General features: G+C 55.9%; 14 protein-coding genes. 4 read left to right on the top strand and 10 right to left on the bottom strand.

All coding sequences use genetic code 11. The features are described from left to right. Window positions 1-2: 2 nt before the first annotated feature. The 9 genes from JZI28_RS10250 to JZI28_RS10210 all read right to left on the bottom strand — a co-directional run bounded on the left by JZI28_RS10250 (window position 3) and on the right by JZI28_RS10210 (window position 8,650). A complete protein-coding gene (locus tag JZI28_RS10250; RefSeq protein WP_375697500.1) occupies window positions 3-941 on the bottom strand; it encodes a glycosyltransferase family 2 protein in 939 nt (312 codons plus the stop codon). After that, on the bottom strand, window positions 934-1,731 hold the full coding sequence (locus JZI28_RS10245; protein WP_375697499.1) for a glycosyltransferase family 2 protein: 798 nt from the start codon (window positions 1,729-1,731) through the stop codon (window positions 934-936). Before JZI28_RS10245 ends, JZI28_RS10250 begins: the two co-directional genes overlap by 8 nt. Beyond that, window positions 1,728-2,297, bottom strand: a complete 570-nt coding sequence (locus JZI28_RS10240) for an acyltransferase (RefSeq protein ID WP_375697498.1) — start codon at window positions 2,295-2,297, stop codon at window positions 1,728-1,730. Before JZI28_RS10240 ends, JZI28_RS10245 begins: the two co-directional genes overlap by 4 nt. Before the next feature lie 173 nt (window positions 2,298-2,470). Continuing rightward, entirely contained in the window at window positions 2,471-2,743 is a 273-nt protein-coding gene (locus JZI28_RS10235; protein ID WP_375697497.1) for a UDP-N-acetylglucosamine 2-epimerase, read from the bottom strand. Window positions 2,744-2,757: 14 nt separating this feature from the next. Beyond that, a complete protein-coding gene (locus tag JZI28_RS10230) occupies window positions 2,758-4,098 on the bottom strand; it encodes a nucleotide sugar dehydrogenase (RefSeq protein WP_375697496.1) in 1,341 nt (446 codons plus the stop codon). A 165-nt stretch (window positions 4,099-4,263) separates the two neighbouring features. Further along, a complete protein-coding gene (locus JZI28_RS10225; RefSeq protein ID WP_375697495.1) occupies window positions 4,264-4,632 on the bottom strand; it encodes a MarR family EPS-associated transcriptional regulator in 369 nt (122 codons plus the stop codon). Between the two features lie 448 nt (window positions 4,633-5,080). Next, the gene (locus JZI28_RS10220) at window positions 5,081-6,178 is read right to left on the bottom strand and encodes a plasmid partitioning protein RepB C-terminal domain-containing protein (protein WP_375697494.1); all 1,098 of its coding nucleotides are present in this window, start codon (window positions 6,176-6,178) and stop codon (window positions 5,081-5,083) included. A gap of 20 nt (window positions 6,179-6,198) precedes the next feature. Beyond that, the gene (locus JZI28_RS10215; RefSeq protein WP_375697493.1) at window positions 6,199-7,080 is read right to left on the bottom strand and encodes a ParB N-terminal domain-containing protein; all 882 of its coding nucleotides are present in this window, start codon (window positions 7,078-7,080) and stop codon (window positions 6,199-6,201) included. A 70-nt stretch (window positions 7,081-7,150) separates the two neighbouring features. Then, window positions 7,151-8,650 carry a recombinase family protein gene (locus JZI28_RS10210; protein ID WP_375700088.1) on the bottom strand — a complete coding sequence of 500 codons (1,500 nt, stop codon included), beginning with the start codon at window positions 8,648-8,650 and terminating at the stop codon, window positions 7,151-7,153. Between the two features lie 266 nt (window positions 8,651-8,916). On the opposite strand from JZI28_RS10210, the gene JZI28_RS10205 reads away from it, so the two are divergent. From JZI28_RS10205 to JZI28_RS10190, 4 genes are all read left to right on the top strand, one after another. Beyond that, complete coding sequence (locus tag JZI28_RS10205; protein WP_375697492.1) at window positions 8,917-9,429, top strand: transcription termination/antitermination protein NusG; 513 nt, start codon at window positions 8,917-8,919, stop codon at window positions 9,427-9,429. A gap of 40 nt (window positions 9,430-9,469) precedes the next feature. Next, entirely contained in the window at window positions 9,470-10,453 is a 984-nt protein-coding gene (galE, locus tag JZI28_RS10200) for a UDP-glucose 4-epimerase GalE (RefSeq protein WP_375697491.1), read from the top strand. A gap of 8 nt (window positions 10,454-10,461) precedes the next feature. Next, window positions 10,462-11,361, top strand: coding sequence for a UTP--glucose-1-phosphate uridylyltransferase GalU (gene galU, locus JZI28_RS10195; RefSeq protein WP_375697490.1), 900 nt, complete (start codon window positions 10,462-10,464; stop codon window positions 11,359-11,361). Between the two features lie 1,697 nt (window positions 11,362-13,058). Continuing rightward, window positions 13,059-16,289 (top strand): Hint domain-containing protein, encoded by a 3,231-nt coding sequence (locus JZI28_RS10190; RefSeq protein WP_375697489.1) that lies wholly within the window; start codon window positions 13,059-13,061, stop codon window positions 16,287-16,289. A gap of 178 nt (window positions 16,290-16,467) precedes the next feature. Here JZI28_RS10190 and JZI28_RS10185 read toward each other — a convergent pair whose 3' ends face one another. Continuing rightward, complete coding sequence (locus JZI28_RS10185) at window positions 16,468-17,049, bottom strand: NTP transferase domain-containing protein (protein WP_375697488.1); 582 nt, start codon at window positions 17,047-17,049, stop codon at window positions 16,468-16,470. Window positions 17,050-17,184: the final 135 nt, after the last annotated feature.

Here is a 17,184-nt window from a genome sequence, read left to right as displayed (position 1 = left end):
AATTAGGATTTCCTGGTGGCGGAAAATCGGCCAATGCTTCCTCTTAATAAAAGGCCGAAAACAATTGCAGTTTGGCGATTGGGCCGGCCGAATTTTAATGAAGTCAGATACATCTTCAAGGCCGTTACCAAGTCATATTTAATGTGCGCGCGTGTCAACGCCAACCAATGGTTTCTCTGAATTTCGCTGATCTGACTTCTTTTAAAACGGCAAAAATACTGGCTTTGGATTTCATAGATGTTCTGAAGGCCCGTGATCAATCTGTCTGGCCTAGTGTGTCCCGAAGTGATACCGCCTTGGTTGTGAACATGTACTCGTACTAAAGGTTGTGGCATTGATGCAAAGCGCGCGCCGTAATCGACTAGCTTGACACTAAGGTACCACTCTTGTCCCTTTAGCATGGGGCTAAACCCTCCAACGGCATTGAAAAGCGCCATTGGCATGAAAAACGTCGGTGTGCCCAATATCTTTTCCGCAACGGCCGAGAAAAGGAGATTGTCCAAATCTACCGAAGATTTGGTTGTCCTTACAATTCGACCGCCTTTGACGACATCGATCTGGGCGTTTATGAAGCCATTATTATTGGGGAATTGTGCGATATAAAATGCCAATTGAATTTCAAGTTTCTGTGGATAGTATTCGTCATCATCATCTAAGAATGTAATGAATTCACCACGGGCTTGTGCGGCGCCAGTGTTACGCGATTGCGAGCCTCCTTGATTGGTTTCGTGACAGATATATTGAACGCGGTTGTCATCGAAGAAGTCTTCCATGACTTCACTGGTCATAACTTGATTGGGATCGCCAACGCCGTTGTCATCTACAACAATAACTTCCAGATTTTTATAGGTTTGATTCAACACGCTTCGGATGGCTCTCGGTAGCATGGTTGCACGAGAATGTGTTGGAATTATTACGCTGATCAAAGGTTTATTATACATGTCGGAGTCTGTGTATTGCCCTACGGCGAAAAAACTTCATGGCTGCATAGCTTGTCGCGAGAAGGAATACGAAAGTACTGATACGATTTTTCTCCCGTAAGTAGTTCAGGTTTTTCTTTTCAGATATTCGCATAGCCATAATATTTGCGGACAAACCAGATGTGCCGAAGCCAGCTTTCCCTTGGTCATATATAGCGAGTTTTTCAGGAAAGTAGTAGCAGTTAAACGTAAATGCGGCATCCATAAGAAAACGTCCGTCCTCTCCATGCGACATTGTCTCTTCGAAGCCGCCAATACTGTCAAAAACAGATTTTCGGAATACGAGGGTGGATGTCTGCGGAAACATTTTGATAAGAAGAGCGTGAAGCGAGATTTTTGTCAGAGAGGTGAGGCGCCGAACATACAAGTTTACCGGGAAATCATTAATTTCGCAGCCCAAAAGGTCGATATCTTGCCGCCCTAGTAGGATTTGTCTCTGGACTTCCAGTTTTCGCGGCATCCACTCGTCGTCTGCGTCAAGAAGCGCGATCCAATCTTCTGACGCCGCGCGGATCCCGGTATTTCTAGCGCTAGCGGCACCTTGGTTGCGTTGCGATATCAACACAATCGTAGTAGAGTTATTCTCTTGAATGTATTTTTTTAGCTGTTCTACGCAGCCGTCTGTGGATCCATCATCGACGACAATGATCTCAGCAATAGAATCTTTGATGGTTTGCCTCTCGATGGAGCGCAACGCGCGCAGGATCGTGCGCTCTGCATTATACATCGGGATGACTACTGAAAACTTCATTGCGTGATTTCGCCTGGCTTTGCCCACTGATGGATCGTCTCGTCATAGACCTTCACTACTCGGGCAGGGGCACCGACTATGACGCACTTGTCAGGAAACTCTCCCCGAACCACTGAGTTGGCGCCGACGATACAATGCTCTCCAAGTATTGTTCCGGCTTGAATTGCAGCCCCGTAGCCGATAAAACAATTGCGGCCTATCCGCGTTGACCTGACTATCATCTCCTGGTCCATGATGTGTTGGCCAATGTTGCGATAATCATGGTCGATATTTGTGATGAATACATTTCCTGAAATCGTCGTGTCGGAGCCCACGGTCAGGGTCTCCTTGGCTGCTGTGATATGGAAGTTCTGGCCGATCGAAACATTGTCTTCGATCACAATTTCGCCGTGAGAATGTACCTCCAACCTCAGCCCCGGAAATATCCGGACTTTTTTCCCGATTTTGGCGCGGCGAGTGTTTTCAAGGTATGTCGGGCGGCCAATGTAACCTGGCCACCCAAATTTTTTAAAGCGCCCAATGAAGAGAAGGGCCCGAATCGCCCATATGTACTTTTGAAGCTTCATAATGGTGTCTTCATTTTTTAATAAAACGTCGGTGGATCTAAGTTAATTTTCATAGCGTAACCTGCGCTGTAAGGCTGAAACGGACGTATGGGCGTTACATGACGGCGGTTTTGGTTTGTTGGGGTGTGACGTTCATGTCGACAGTTTTGTCGGCAAGCGCGAGCAATGGACGTTTATGCTAGGGAGCCTTTATCGGAAATGACACCGGCTTTACGGCAAGCGTTACGGGTACCGGAGCCAATTTCGAGATTCAGATCCGGCTCCGGCAGTCCGAGCTGTTCGAAGAAAACGGCGTTCATCTCGACATCATAGTGCTGACCGGTGTGAATGAGACGAGCGATAAAGCCTCCATGTTCCCGAAAGGCCTTCAGGATAGGCGCCATTTTCATGAAGTTGGGCCGGGCGCCAACGATGCAGGCGACGCGAATTGGATCGGTGTTTGTCATGGTGGATTCCGGTATCAGGCGAGGACAATCGAAGCGTCCGTAACGCCCGACTTTCGACAGGCGTTACGCGTATCGACCAGCAGCGGCGCATGCGCAGCCATTGCGGCGTAGTCTAAGCCGTCATGATCGGTAACAATCAGCGTCGCATCGTAATCTGCGGTCAAGTCCTCGCGCCAGGCGACACTTTTACGCCCAGCCAACTCGGCGTGCTCGCGGGTCATTGGGATTTTAGGCACGAAGGGGTCGAAATAGTCTATTTTAGAGCCCCGCGCTTCGAGCAACTCAATCAGTTTGAGTGCAGGGCTCTCTCGCATATCATCGACGTTTTTCTTGTAGGCAATACCGCCGATTAGCACACGGGCGCCGTTCAATCCCTTTCCTCCACGCTGGTCGAGGGCGAGCGCCAACTTCTCAACCACACGATACGGCATTGCAGAGTTGATTTCACCGGCCAATTCGATGAAGCGCGTGGTGATGTCGAATTCCTTGGCCTTCCAGGACAAGTAGAAGGGATCGATTGGGATGCAGTGGCCGCCCAGACCTGGTCCCGGATAGAAGGGCATGAAGCCGAATGGTTTGGTTTTCGCAGCATCAATCACTTCCCAGATGTCAACGCCCATGGCCTCGCAGACAATCTTCATCTCGTTGACCAAGGCTATGTTCACGCTGCGAAAGATGTTTTCGGTGAGTTTCACTGTCTCGGCAGTTCTGGTATTCGAAACCATTACCACTTTGTCGATGAATACAGAATAGAAGGCTTCGGCTACGGCTCGAGCCTCTGGAGTATCAGCCCCAACCACTTTTGGAATTGTCGATGTGGTGAAATTCTCGTTTCCCGGGTCCTCTCGTTCAGGCGAGAACGCAAGATAGAATTCCTCATGCGCTCGCAATCCAGACGCTTCAAGGATTGGGCGCATGACCTCATCCGTGGTTCCCGGATAAGTCGTCGATTCCAAAATTATCATCTGACCTGGACGAACCGCCTTAGCGATTTGTTCAGTCGTCCGAATCAAATAAGAGAGATCAGGCTCACGATGCCGAGTGAGCGGGGTTGGAACGCAAATAACCAAGATGTCAGGCTCGGACAGTCGCGCAAAGTCCGTAGTGGCTTCGAACCTCCCTGAACTCGTCAGTTCTGTGATCGCGGCATTTGTGAGGTGCTTCAAGTAGCTTTGCCCTTCGGCCAATGCGGCGCACTTGCTCGGATCAATGTCAAAACCAACCGTCGTTAGCCCCTTGCGTACTGCCGCCATACAAAATGGCAAGCCGACATAACCTAACCCGATCACTCCTGTGACGGCCGTTCGATCGGAAATCTTCTGAAGCAAAGTGTCTTTGGTCGTTCTTGTATCCATGGATCGATTTCTTCTGCTGTGAGCCGCCGTGTTGGCCGAAAGAGGATCTTTTGGGGGCTTTGTGCCTGAGTTTCCGATGGAACCGGTTATTATGGCGAAACGCTAAAATGGGCCGTGATTTGCAAATGGCGACTACGGCACTTCAACCGACGATAACGCAAACTCTCAGCGCCCTCGCTCGGACACTTCTTGAATGTGCTCGCCGAGCTCCGAGGCGAGAGCATCAATCTCCGCCGTCAAAGCCTCATATTCCGCAATCTTTCGCTTCAAGAATTTTCCAGCAATCAATGACTTTTCTTTGATACCTTTCGGCGTCAGTACATAGGCATATCGTCGCTTATCTTCCGCCGCCGTAAAATTCCCCAGTTTCACCAGACCCTTCTCAATTAGTGCATTCAGGACGTAGTGCATGCCCCCAACGCTCACCCCAACTGCCTCTGCCAGCTCACGCTGTGACATTTCGGGGTTCTCTTGCAGAAGGCGAAGCACGCGAAAATGCGTGTCTTCCTGCAGCTTGGTGCGCTTGCCGGTCATTTTGGGATTTCCTCAGGCTACCGCACAAGGACTGCCTGTGGGGCGCCTTGTTGGATGCAAATGTGATGATGAGGACAGTCTGCACATCGTTCAGCTCCGAGCGGTAGCAAATGCTGCGTGCGCAAACAAGAGGGAAATTCAGATATTCAAGAGGTTTTCATCAAGTCGCTCGCAGTAGTCGATCTGCGAGTTCGGCTCTGAGACGCAAGCGCAGCCTTGCGAGGCTCGACGACTGCGGCTGAAACGCACGCACTCTTCCGTGCCAAAGCCCCTGCGTTTAAATGGCTCGAAACTGAACGAACCTGTCAGCACAAGACCACATCATGAACCCAATTGGGCGCCACCCCCGAACAAGGTATGGCGATGGGGCCTCGGCACACGGCCACATGTCGGTTTTGTGTCAGTCAGTTAGCCAAAGATTTCGGAAGCTCATCCCGAGCTGTGCCTATCACCCGAGTTGCCCGTCCCTGCTCGGGTCCGACATTGCATCGTTGCCATCTTGCGATGCTCGGGCCTGTGCTACCGACGTGGTCTCGCTTGGTCCATCCTCTCTCTCGGCCTGTTCCACGGCCTCCTCCATGCTGACCGTATTCAGCACCAGTTCGAACTGCTCCAATATCTCGGCCGCATGCCGCGCCACGTAAGAGCGCACCGCCTCATTTTCCATCAGCTTTTTCAGGTAGCCCTTGGCAACGACAAGGTTCAGGAGCTCGGACCCATAGTTTTCCTCTGCATGCTTGTACTTTTCCTGCACCTGGCTCATCTCGCGCTCGAGCTTGACGATCTGTTCCAGCGGATCGCTCTTTGGCTGCTCCGGCTGTGGTGGCTTGTAGTCGGTGCGCTGTTCGGGCGGTGTGGCCTTCAGCAGGGCGTCCGCATGCGCCGCGGTGATCGTGTTCGCGGCGATCATCAACTCAACCGCTTCGATCTGCCGGGCAGCTTTCATCTTGCGCAGATGCCGGGTCACATCCGGTGTGAACTGGTGATCCTGCAACAGTTCCACCGCCTTGGGGCAGATCCCGTGCAGCAGATTGATCCGACTGTTGATGGTCGAAAGGTTGACGTTGAACGCCCGCGCGAGCCGTTCCTTGCTGACGCCTTTGTCGATGGCGCGGCGCAGCATGTAGTGTTCCTGCACCGTTGAAAGCCGGTTGATCCGGTGATTGTAGGTGTAGGTCTCAAAATCCTTGGCGATCAGGCAGGGCGCGGTGTCCTGACCCAGCTCCTTTAGCGCGAGCACCCGCAAATTGCCGTCAAGCAGCAGAAACCCCGCCGCATCCGTATCTGGCTTGATCACCGAGAGCGGCTCGATCAAACCGATTTCTCGGATTGAGGACACGATCTGTTTGAACTTGCGCGTCGTCATCACGCCGTCCGGCACCTTTTTCGAGGGCATCAACTCTTCGAGCGGGATCTGGAAGGTTTCGAGATCAAAACCGAGCGTCAAGTTCAGCGGGGCCCTGGGATAGGGCGCGTCGCTGTCGTAGGTGTCGGCCTGGGGAAAGGCCCCCGGGTAAAGCGGCTTCACGGTGCTGAGGTCATTCATTGGTTGTTCCTTTTCGGGTTTCAGGCAGTTTCAATGCGGTCGGCAAGATATTTCGGCAGGCTGTCGAGGCCTTCGGCGCGCAGCAGCGTCACGAAGTGCTCGTCGGCAAAGAGGCGTTTCAGTCCCTGGACCACCAAAAGGAGCTGCTGATGCGCATGATCGGCCTTCAGCATCAGTTTGTGCTGGCGGGCGACCTCGCGTTGGTAGGTCTTGACCAGTGAATGCGCCGAGTTTGGCAACTTGGGGCGATCGCCACCGGTTTTCGGACCCTTTTCGCGGCGCTTTTCGATGAGCCGCTTGGCATCCGTGATCTGATGCCCCTTGAGCTGGCCCGTCTTGTAGGCCTCTTCCAGCATGTCGCCGAGGCTTTCATCGTCGTGCTTGGCGCGGGCGATCTCGAGGGCGGTTGTCAGCGGGATTGTGCTGTTTTGTACCGCTTCGATCAGGCGCTCTTCTCCCTTTTCCAGCAGGAAGACGATGTCGCGGACATATTTCTCCGACAAACCCGTGCGCGTGATGATGTCGTCGATTGTGTAATCCCGCGCAAGCAACAGCTCGATATCGGCCAATATCTCCAGCGGTCTGTGCCCTCGCCGGGCGATGTTTTCGGCCAGCGACATGATGAAGGCGTCCTCGTCTGTCACATTGACCACCAGCGCTGGGATGTGGCTTTCGCCCAGCAGGCGGAAAGCGTTCAATCGCCCTTCGCCGCAGACCAGCAAATAGGCGGGCGCCCCATCGGCTCCCTCGCGCTCTGTCACGGTGATTGGCTTTTTCAGGCCAATGGAGCGGATGTTTTCGACGATCTCCTCGAAGACCTTCATGTTGCGATCCCGAGAATTCAGGACCTCAATCCGGTCGATGGGGACGAGCGTGACGCTCTCAGGTGTGTCAGTCATCATGGGCGTGGTTTCCTTCTTTGAAGTGATTGTTCATGCTTTGTACTTTTGTTGATTTTCATAAACTCTACCCTCATCCCCACTTCCGGCGAATGCCGACGCGCTCGGCCATGCCGTAGAAAAAGCCGAGGTCCTCGAAGCGGAAGGCCTCAAAGGCGATGCTGGTGCGGTTGCAGAGGCGGATTTCCTGACGGGGCAGGTCAAGCCAAGGCAGCAGGTAGTAGTCGAGCTCCTCGCGATTGTCGGGATCGAGCCGCACGGCCAGAGTGACGTCCGCCTGATATCGCATCGGGTCAAACCGGATCCGCCAGCGCAACCGCCCGTCGCCCTGCGGCTGGCAACGCGCCAGCACCAAGCTGACAACCATCTCATCGTTGATGGTCAGCAGATCAGTCTTGGGATCGCGCGCCACCGTGCCTCCCACCTCGGCGATCGCGGCCTCTGTTCGGGCGATGATCTCTGGGTGCATCCCACGTAGGCGCTTGTTCAGCGCGATCCGTTCCTGATCCCGGTCCGAGCGATAGCCTATCATCTCATAGGCCCGCGCCAGCGAGCCAAACCGGTTGCGATAAGCAGATGACGAGGGCATGTCCGGCGTCTGGTCGATCAGCACACCCGAAAGCTGGCCTGCGTCCGCGTAGAGCCGTTTCAGGTGATCCAGCAGTTCCTCGTCTGACAGGCGTGCCGACCGCGCCGTGATGATCTCCTGCGCAGTCAGGAAGAACTCCAGCGGCACAATGCCTTCGAAAGCGCCTTCCTTGCGCACCCACATGTCGGGTGGGTTTTCTACATGCAGCTTCTTCAGCTTGAAGGAGGAGCGATTGTAGACGTTGTTTCCGATGTATTTTTCGTTGGTCAGAACCGTCCGAACTGTGCCGGAATTCCATGGCCGCTCCAGATCGGTGGTCACGCCTTCCTCATTAAGGCGGTCGGCGATCTCTCTGAAGGACAGATCCTCCTCGATCAGCCAGCGATACATCTTGTTGACCCAGGCCACTTCCTCGTCAGGGCCGGGCATCAGGATCACGCGGTCGGTCTGTAGCGATTTGTGCTCGCCGCGCTTCAACTCGCCCTTGATCTCGCCGCGCTCATTTACAAGCACCCGGCGCAGCCCAAAGCCGGCCGCGCCGCCCTGACGGAATCCCAGCTCGATCAGGCGGCATTGGCCCGCGAAGACCTTGACCGAAAGCTCTCGGCTGTATTCGCCGGCCATAGCGCGTTTGACGCCTTTCACGATGGTCGAGACCGGAGAGCCGTCGTTTTCGAACTGTTCAGCGCAATAGGCGACGTTGATGCCGGCGCGCTTGCAGATATATTCGTAATAGGCGCTCTCGTCGGCGTCCTGAAAGCGGCCCCAGCGACTGACGTCATAGACCAGGATCACGTTGAAGTCAGCCGCCCCAGATTCCACATCCGCAATCAGCTGCTGCAGGGCGGCGCGCCCGCCGATCGACAGGCCGCTCTTGCCGTCATCGGCATAGGTCTTGATGATTTCGATACCACGCTTCTCGGCATATTCGCGGATCTTGTCGGACTGGTTGTGGGTCGAATACTGCTGGTGCTCCGTCGACATGCGCACATATTGCGCCGCCCGAAACTCGGTAATCTCGCCACTCCCGTCCAACTCAGCCTCCGATCCGTCTTCAAGTCGGTCGGACGTTTGCGTGGGTGGCAAAACGTATCAAGCTGATAGTGCTGGATTATCTAATTATATCAATGTTCTGAGGGCGAGACGTGCCATGACCTTCATCAAAATATCACAAACCTATGGAAAAGCTGACTTGCATCTGTTCAAGTTCGAGCGATATGTGGGCGGTAGAGTATTAATGAGGTTGCAAGATGACATTCCACGATCGCGGCACAAGCTGGTTTTTGGCACAACTGAAGCCGAACTGCGCCAACATCGCGGACAATAACCTTAAGCGTCAGGGCTTCAGAACCTTCCTGCCGATGGAAGAGGAAACCCGTCAGCGGAACGGCAAGTTTGTCACCGCGATGCGCCCCCTGTTTCCCGGCTACATCTTCGTGGCCTTCGATGTGGCCCGCGGGTTCTGGCGAACTGTCAACTCGACTTATGGCGTCACGCGGCTGGTGAGCTTTGGCAAGGAACCGACGGCCGTGCCGCTGGATTTGGTCTCGCAGCTCATGCTGCGCTGTGACGCGAAGGGTAAATTGCTACCGCCGAAGCTTTTGAAGCCTGGCGATCAGGTCACCCTGACCAAGGGGCCATTTGCGAATTTCGTGGCAGAGGTCGAGAAGATCGCAACCGATCGGCGCGTTTGGGTTCTGATGGAGATCATGGGCGGTCAGACCCGAGTGGCGGTCGGGGCGGATCAGCTGAGGGCGGTTTGAACCTGGATATTTCTTAAACGCGTGTTTGGAGGGCAATTGCATGAAACATGTCTTGGTCACGGGTGGCGCTGGCTACATCGGCTCCCATGCCTGCAAACTGCTGGCGCGGCAGGGCTATATTCCAGTGACCTTCGACAGTCTTGTCACAGGCTGGGCCAGTGCTGTGAAGTTTGGCCCCTTCGTTCAGGGCGATCTGCTGGATCGTGCCGCGCTGGATGCGGTGTTTGCCAAATATGAACCGGTCGCAGTGATGCATTTCGCAGCGCTGAGCCAGGTGGGTGAGGCGACACGAGAACCGGGTCGCTACTGGCGCAACAACGTGCTGGGCTCCCTGAACCTGGTCGAAGCCATGGTCGAAGCGGGTTGCAAGCACATGGTGTTTTCTTCGACCTGCGCGACCTACGGCGACCAAGATGGCGTTGTGCTTGATGAACAGAGTGCCCAGATGCCACTCAACGCCTACGGTGCTTCAAAGCGCGCAGTGGAGGAGATCCTGCGCGATTTTGGCGTGAGCCACGGTCTTGAGGCGGTGGTATTTCGGTATTTCAACGTTGCAGGCGCCGACGTTGAAGCAGAAGTGGGCGAGTGGCACCAACCCGAAACCCATCTGATCCCGGTGATGATTGAGGCCGCCGCTGGCAAGCGGGATGCCCTGACCATCTATGGCACGGATTACCCAACGCCGGACGGCACCTGCGTGCGTGATTACGTCCATGTGATGGATTTGGTCGACGCCCACATCAAAGGCCTCGAATGGCTGCTCGAGGGCAAAGGCAGCCGGGTGTTTAACTTGGGAACAGGAACTGGCTTCTCGGTCAAAGAGGTCATTGCCGAATGCAAGGCTGCGACTGGCCATGACGTTCCGCACAGTTTTGGCCCGCGTCGGGCGGGCGATGCTGCGGCGCTGGTATCTGGCAGTAGGCGCGCGACCGAAGAATTGGGCTGGTCGCCCGAGCGCTCAACGCTGCAGTACATGATTGCCGATGCCTGGCGCTGGTATCAAACCGGCGGTTATTCTGGGTAGCGCCCAAGTTGCCGCCACAACTCACCAAAACCACCAGTCCCGTATTTTTAACACAAGACGACGTTCAGAAAGTCTCCCCCAATATGAAACCCGTTCGCAAAGCTGTATTTCCCGTTGCCGGTTTCGGCACCCGCTTCTTGCCGGCCACCAAGGCCATGCCGAAAGAGCTGCTGCCGATCGTCGACAAGCCGCTGATCCAGTATGCTGCAGAAGAAGCCATCGCGGCGGGAATCGACACGCTGATCTTTGTGACTGGGCGCAATAAGCGGGCGATCGAGGACCATTTTGACAGCAATCAGGAACTGGAAGCCGCACTCCGGGCCAAGGGTAAGGCGGACCAAGCCGACATGGTGCGCAACATTCTGCCTCAGGGCGTCGAATGCATTTTCGTGCGCCAGCCAGAGCAGCTGGGCCTGGGCCATGCAGTCCTCTGCGCCGAGCGCGCCGTAGGCAATGAGCCCTTCGCGGTTCTCCTGGCCGACGACTTCCTGACCTACGAGGGGGCAGGTGTAACCGCCGATCTTGTCAAAGGCTATGCAGTCTCAGGTCACACGCAGCTGTCGGTCATGGAAGTCAACGGCCCCGACATCTCGAAATACGGTGTCGTGCAGCCCGGAACCGGTACTGGCAGCGTCGCAGGTCTGGTGGAAAAGCCGGCCTTTGAAGAGGCTCCGTCAAACCTGGCCTCGATCGGCCGCTATGTCCTGACGCCCGACATCTTCGAGATCCTGCGTAGTCAAGCGCCAGGCGCTGGTGGCGAAATCCAACTGGCGGACGCGATCAACACCCAAGCCGCCGCCGGCCAAGTGGAGGCTGTGACGCTGAATGGCCAACGCTTCGACTGTGGGTCCGTGAAAGGGTTCCTCGAGGCCATTATGCATGTGGCGCAGCGCGACGGGTTGGTTTGAGCGTCAACGTCTAGACAACTGGCGAGCGTTCTTATCCCCCTACGGACGACTTTCCATGTGGATCCTCTGGATGCGCCGGTACGCACTCATGTAGATGGAATGAAGGATACGTCTTTCATCCTCATCTCCTGCAATCGGTAACATAAGTGCAGAACGGCGCCACGCTTGGTCAAGGTAGCCATATGGTACCTTATAAATGTCAGTTGTCATTATGCTATCCAGCTGCTCCAGCTGGTCCCGTTCTCGAGCTGGCGAGTCGATTGCTTTAATCAGTTTTGCAGTTGGAGATCGATCAAGAAAGAATGGCAAAAGTGGCATGGCGATCAATCCTCATTTTTCTGTCGGGATATCATCGTCCTGTGACCTGGTCAAAGATGAAGTCTTGGCGGAGTTTGTCCTCGTGATCGCGCCGACTGGCAACATTACGATCCAGAGAATGCGTTTTTGCTACGAGGCCCGAGAGAACCGGTTAACCCGCGAACTCACGTCAGAATCAATGATTACAATAACTTAAGTGGTGGAGAGGGTTCGCCACCAGACCCGTCCCCTCCGCCATTCACCCAATAGAAATACAGTCTACCCAGCTGCATCGCGATTTCGCGACATCTGCGCTTGGCGCGCTGTCCGCGCGGAATTGGGTTCTGTTGTACGGTGTTGTCTAAACTTTCGATATAAACGGCAAAGCAGTGTGGTGCCCCCCCCCCTGTGCGTGTCCTTTGCGATGCTGGGACGGCAGGGACTGAGGTCACCAGACGGCAAAGAACAAAACTGCGTTGGTTCATATCGCGAACGAAGACGTGTGCTCTCTCACCTTCCAGAAGCGGACACTGTAGAAGGGTTTCGGCGGCTGGCTTGCCGACGGTCTGGCGCAATGTGGAAAGGTACAACTGGACGCGGGCCGAATCCGCCGCTTGCGCGGCGCGCCTGTGTTTGCGCCCACTGCTCTCCATTTGCCCTGGCGTGATAGGTCTTTTGGATAGGGATTACTGCGAAATTGTCCTGCGGTAAGGTTGATTCTGCAGTTGGCCGTTGCGCTACTGGAAACAGTTTCTGGAAATTCCACGTATTGAAGCCGATTGTGAAGCGGGCCTCAAAACAGACTTCTGGTTGTTTGCGGTCGGCGTCAAGGGAGGCGAGCCATGCGGTTGTTGCGTGATTGGAAACAAGGGGGCGCGCGAGAACCTGTAATTGTTTCCTGTTGGTGCTCTATTGCCGGTCTTGAGGTGCATTTCTGTATTTTTGGCAACAGTGGTCTCATTCCAGCTGCCAGTGGGCAGCGAAGGAGAGCGCCAAAGAGAGCTGCGGATCGGGGGTCTGTAAAATTTCGTTAAGTTTTTTCTCTTTGTTGAACTAACTGCTTCAGCTATTCATTAACTTGCCCATTGGGGGGTAACATAATCTCTGGTCTCGGGACCGTATAGCGAAGCTGCCAAAGCAAAGCGCGGCGTGAACTGCTCTCACGCTTTTTGCGGATCCTTGATGAACTCGATCTGTTCGACTGTTGTCGTAGCCTGCGCTGTTGCGCTTGGGGTGCGCCTTGGGTCGCGACCGGTGCGATTGTGCTTCTCCTTACATCGGGTTGTTTATTTTTTGTTGCGCTTTTGCGGGAACGCAGTGGCGGTGACTTTGCAATTCGGTTTTGGGCGCTTTGGTCTATGGGGCGGATAAAACGGCCCTTGGCCGATTAGGAGAACGAGATGGCTGACAATTTTGACAACCCGTATTCGGCGAATCTGATTGGTCTTTGGGATTTCCGTCCAGGATATACCGACGACGATAGCGGTCTTGGCGATGGTATTGCCCAGGACGGCATCGGAACTGGTGGCGCCAACTATACAGGCGGCTGGATGTTGGGCGATGGCGGCAGCCAGTTCACCGTGGCGGGCGATAATGACGATCCTTTTGATCTGACGACCGGCACAGTCATTACCACCTTTAAGTCCAATGGCTATCCAGGGGTTGGCGATCAAACGGTTGTCAGCCGTGGGCTGTCCTCAGAAGATGACGCAGACGGTGAGAATTTTGTGATCCGCGCCACTGAGGACGGTACCGTTCAGCTGACCCATGCCGATGATGGCAATCTGGTGGAATTTGCAACCGACCCCGGCTTTTTTGCCACCGGCGATGTTGTCACGGTTTCTTATGGCTGGAGCCCAGGTGGCGTCACACTTGTTGTTGAGAACACCACACAGGGCACCAGCTACACCACTGGCGACGATATTGTCGGCATGACCATGGATGTGGCGGCAGATGGCGAAGACAGCTTTGTCATTGGCGCGGATGGTGACGGTGGCAACGCCTTTAGCGGCGGCATCGACTATGTTGCTGTGCTTGATGACAATGTTGTGGAAATCAACGGTGGTGGCCTTGACGGGATTGTCGAAGGCACTGCTGGTGATGACCTGATCGACACCTCCTACCTCGGCGATCCCGAAGGCGATCGGATCGACAACGGAGACGCGATCAATCCGGCCGATGGGCCAGATGACGACCTGGTGAATGCCGGAACCGGTGACGACACCGTGCTGGCGGGTGAAGGCGACGATACGGTGCATGGCGGCGGCGGTGCTGACAGCCTGAGTGGCGGCACTGGCGATGATGTGCTGGCCGGGGATAGTGATGTTCCGGGCGTCGGTGGTGGCGGTACCCGGGAAGTGTTCCAGTGGGACCTTGCGCCGGATCCCGATGGCGGCGATCCTGTTGACAGCGGTGATGATCTGAGCGGCGGTTTCTCGCAGGATACTGGCTCGGTCACTGTTAATTTCTCGGTCTCCAGCAGTTCGGGTGATACGGCGACGGAATTTACCGACGTGCCGCAGTTTGTTGGTAACATCAACACCGGTGGCGTCACCGCTGACCCGCAAAGCGGGCTGAACGCGGATGTCAGCTCTGATGGCAGCACCGCCGACTACCAGCTGGATTTCTCGGATCCGGTTGGTGATGTGTCTTTCCGTATCAGCGATATTGATGCAGACAGCCAGGTGCAGATCACGGCCTTTGACGCAGCCGGAAACCCCATTGTGGTGAACCTGGCCGGTGGCCCGGCGCTGACGATGGAAGATACCGATGCGATTGCCGGCTATGATACCGCCTCGACGCGCGAAGACGATACCTTTACCAGCGACGACAACCCCAACACCTCGATGTTGGTGACAATTCCCGGCCCGGTGTCGTCGATTGTTATTACCCATACTCAGGATGGCACCATCAACAGCAGCGTTGTTGTCAGCGATGTGTTCTTTGATGCCCTGGGGACGCCGGTGACCAGCATTCCCGGCGATGATACCATCGACGGTGGCGAAGGTGATGATATCCTTTACGGCAACGATGGCGATGACTCGCTGATCGGTGGCGATGGCGACGATATCATCGACGGCGGTGACGGTGCGGACACCATTGAGGGGGGCGATGGCTCTGACAGCGTTGAGGGTGGTGACGGAGATGACGTCATTGATACCTCCTCGGACGACCCAACGCCGCTGCCTGACCGGGGTTTTGACGGCTATACTGGCACCACGCCAAACATCCCTGCGGTGCCAGCCGACGCTGATCCGCTGGATGACCGCGACACCGTGGATGGTGGCGCTGGCAATGATGTGATCCTCACCGGCGACGATAACGATCTGATCACCGGCGGTGCGGGCTCGGATACCATTGATGGCGGTATTGACGATGATACCATTGATGGTGGCAGCGAGGATGACCTGATCACCGGCGGTGAGGGCTCTGACAGTTTGATGGGGGGGGACGGCTCTGACACCATCTATGGTGGCCTGGACCCGGCTTTCCCAGATGGGCTCAATATCACCGATGATGGCTCCGACGGACGTCCTGTGGATCCTGACCCCACCAATGGCATGGATACCATTGAGGGCGGCGCAGGCGATGATGTGATCTATGGTCAGGATGACGATGATCTGATCTCTGGTGGCACTGGCAACGATATGATCGACGCCGGCATCGACGATGACACCGTGACTGGCGGCACAGGGGATGACACCATCCTTGGCGGTCAGGGCGATGATGAGCTGGATGGCGGCGCCGGCTTGGACAGCATTGACCTTGGCGCAGGCGATGGCACCGATTTTGCGCGTGGTGGCACCGGATCGGATACCATTTCAGGCATCAGCCAGAATGACACGGTCTATGGCGGCGAAGACGCGGATGACAGCGATGTCGACGTGCTCGATCTGCGCGGTGTTGCCGAAGAGCAGAACCCAGGCGGCTCGCTTGAGGTGGAGTATGACAGCACCAACCCGGAAAACGGCACTGTCACCTTCCTGGATGCAGGTGGCGCGGTCACCGGCACCGCCGAGTTTTATGAGATCGAAAACGTCATTGTTCCCTGCTTTACGCCGGGCACCCTGATTGCCACCCCCGAAGGGGAGCGCCGGGTCGAAGACCTGGATGTTGGTGACCGGATCATCACCCGGGACAATGGCATCCAGTCCATTCGCTGGCTGGGTAAGCGCAGCCTTGCCACAGCAGAGCTGAAAGCTGCAGAGCATCTGCAGCCGATCCTGATCCGCGAAGGTGCCCTGGGCAATGGTCTGCCCGAGCGCGATATGATGGTCAGCCCCAACCACCGGGTTCTGGTGGCCAACGACAAAACGGCGCTGTATTTTGAAGATCGCGAAGTCCTGGTTGCCGCCAAACATCTGACCGGCCTGGCTGGGGTGGACGCGGTGGAGACCAGCTCGGTCACCTATATCCACTTCATGTTCGACCAGCACGAGGTCGTGCTGTCGGATGGTGCCTGGACCGAAAGCTTCCAGCCTGGCGATCAGACCCTGCGGGGCCTGGATAATGCGCAGCGCAACGAAGTCTATGAGATCTTCCCTGAGCTGAAGTCCGAGGAAGGCCGCGAATCCTATAGCTCTGCCCGGCGTTCGCTGAAACGGCACGAGGCGCGCCTGCTGGTGCATTGATTTTAAACGTGCCTTGGCGCCAGTGGTGATTTCTGGCGGTGATCCGTGGTGGTGATCTGCGGCGCGCAGGACGAGACAAGAATACGGGCGGGACCGCAGGGTTCCGCCCGTTTTTGTTTGACGGCCCATCGTTGAGGTCCATTTTTTTGCGGGGGGAACGCAATCGTTTTGGAAAAACCTATCGTGCGGCGCGCCAACGCGCCCAGGCCTCTGGAGTGTCCAGATCCGTGACCGCGCGTTGGCCGGGCAGGGCGACCAGCTGCAGCTTTTGGCCCTGTAGCACAGCGCGGGCGCCCTGGTCGCCGCTGATCTTACTGAGCGCCTGAAAACAGCGCCGGGGAAACAGCACCGGGTGGCCCGGGGTACCGTCACTGGCGGTGGCGCGCAGCACCGGGCCGTCAGGACCTTGGAAATGGGCGGCCAGATCCAACAAATCCTGGGTTTGCAGTTCTGGCATGTCGCAGGGCAGGATCATCACGGCGTCGATGGTCTGCGGCAGGGCGGCAATCCCGGTGCGGATCGAGGCGGCCATGCCTTCAGCCGCATTTGGGACCGGGATCACCTGGGAGCTGCCGGTGGCAGAGCTGCGCGGATGCGTCGGGCTGGGCAGGGTCACATAGCAGGGCAGCTCGGTTTGTGCTGCACGGCTGCAGATCAGTGACAGCAGCGGCGCTCCCTCAATGTCTTCCATCAGCTTATCACGCCCCTGCATTCGCGCGGAAGCGCCGGCTGCGAGAAGGAGGATGGCAATTTTGCTCATGATCCTGTGTTTATGATCCTGTGTTTATGAAAGTCTATGTTTTGCAAACCTACGCCCCAACAGGCTTAGGTGTCGAGAGCGCGAGAGGCAGGATGCCTCCGGCGGAGGTATTTGGGGAAAGATGAAAGCAATAAG

Source organism: Pseudophaeobacter sp. TrK17 (assembly GCF_042192375.1).
Taxonomy (GTDB): domain Bacteria; phylum Pseudomonadota; class Alphaproteobacteria; order Rhodobacterales; family Rhodobacteraceae; genus Pseudophaeobacter.
Note: the sequence above shows the minus strand (reverse complement) of the source record. Positions and strands in the feature narration are given on the sequence as shown.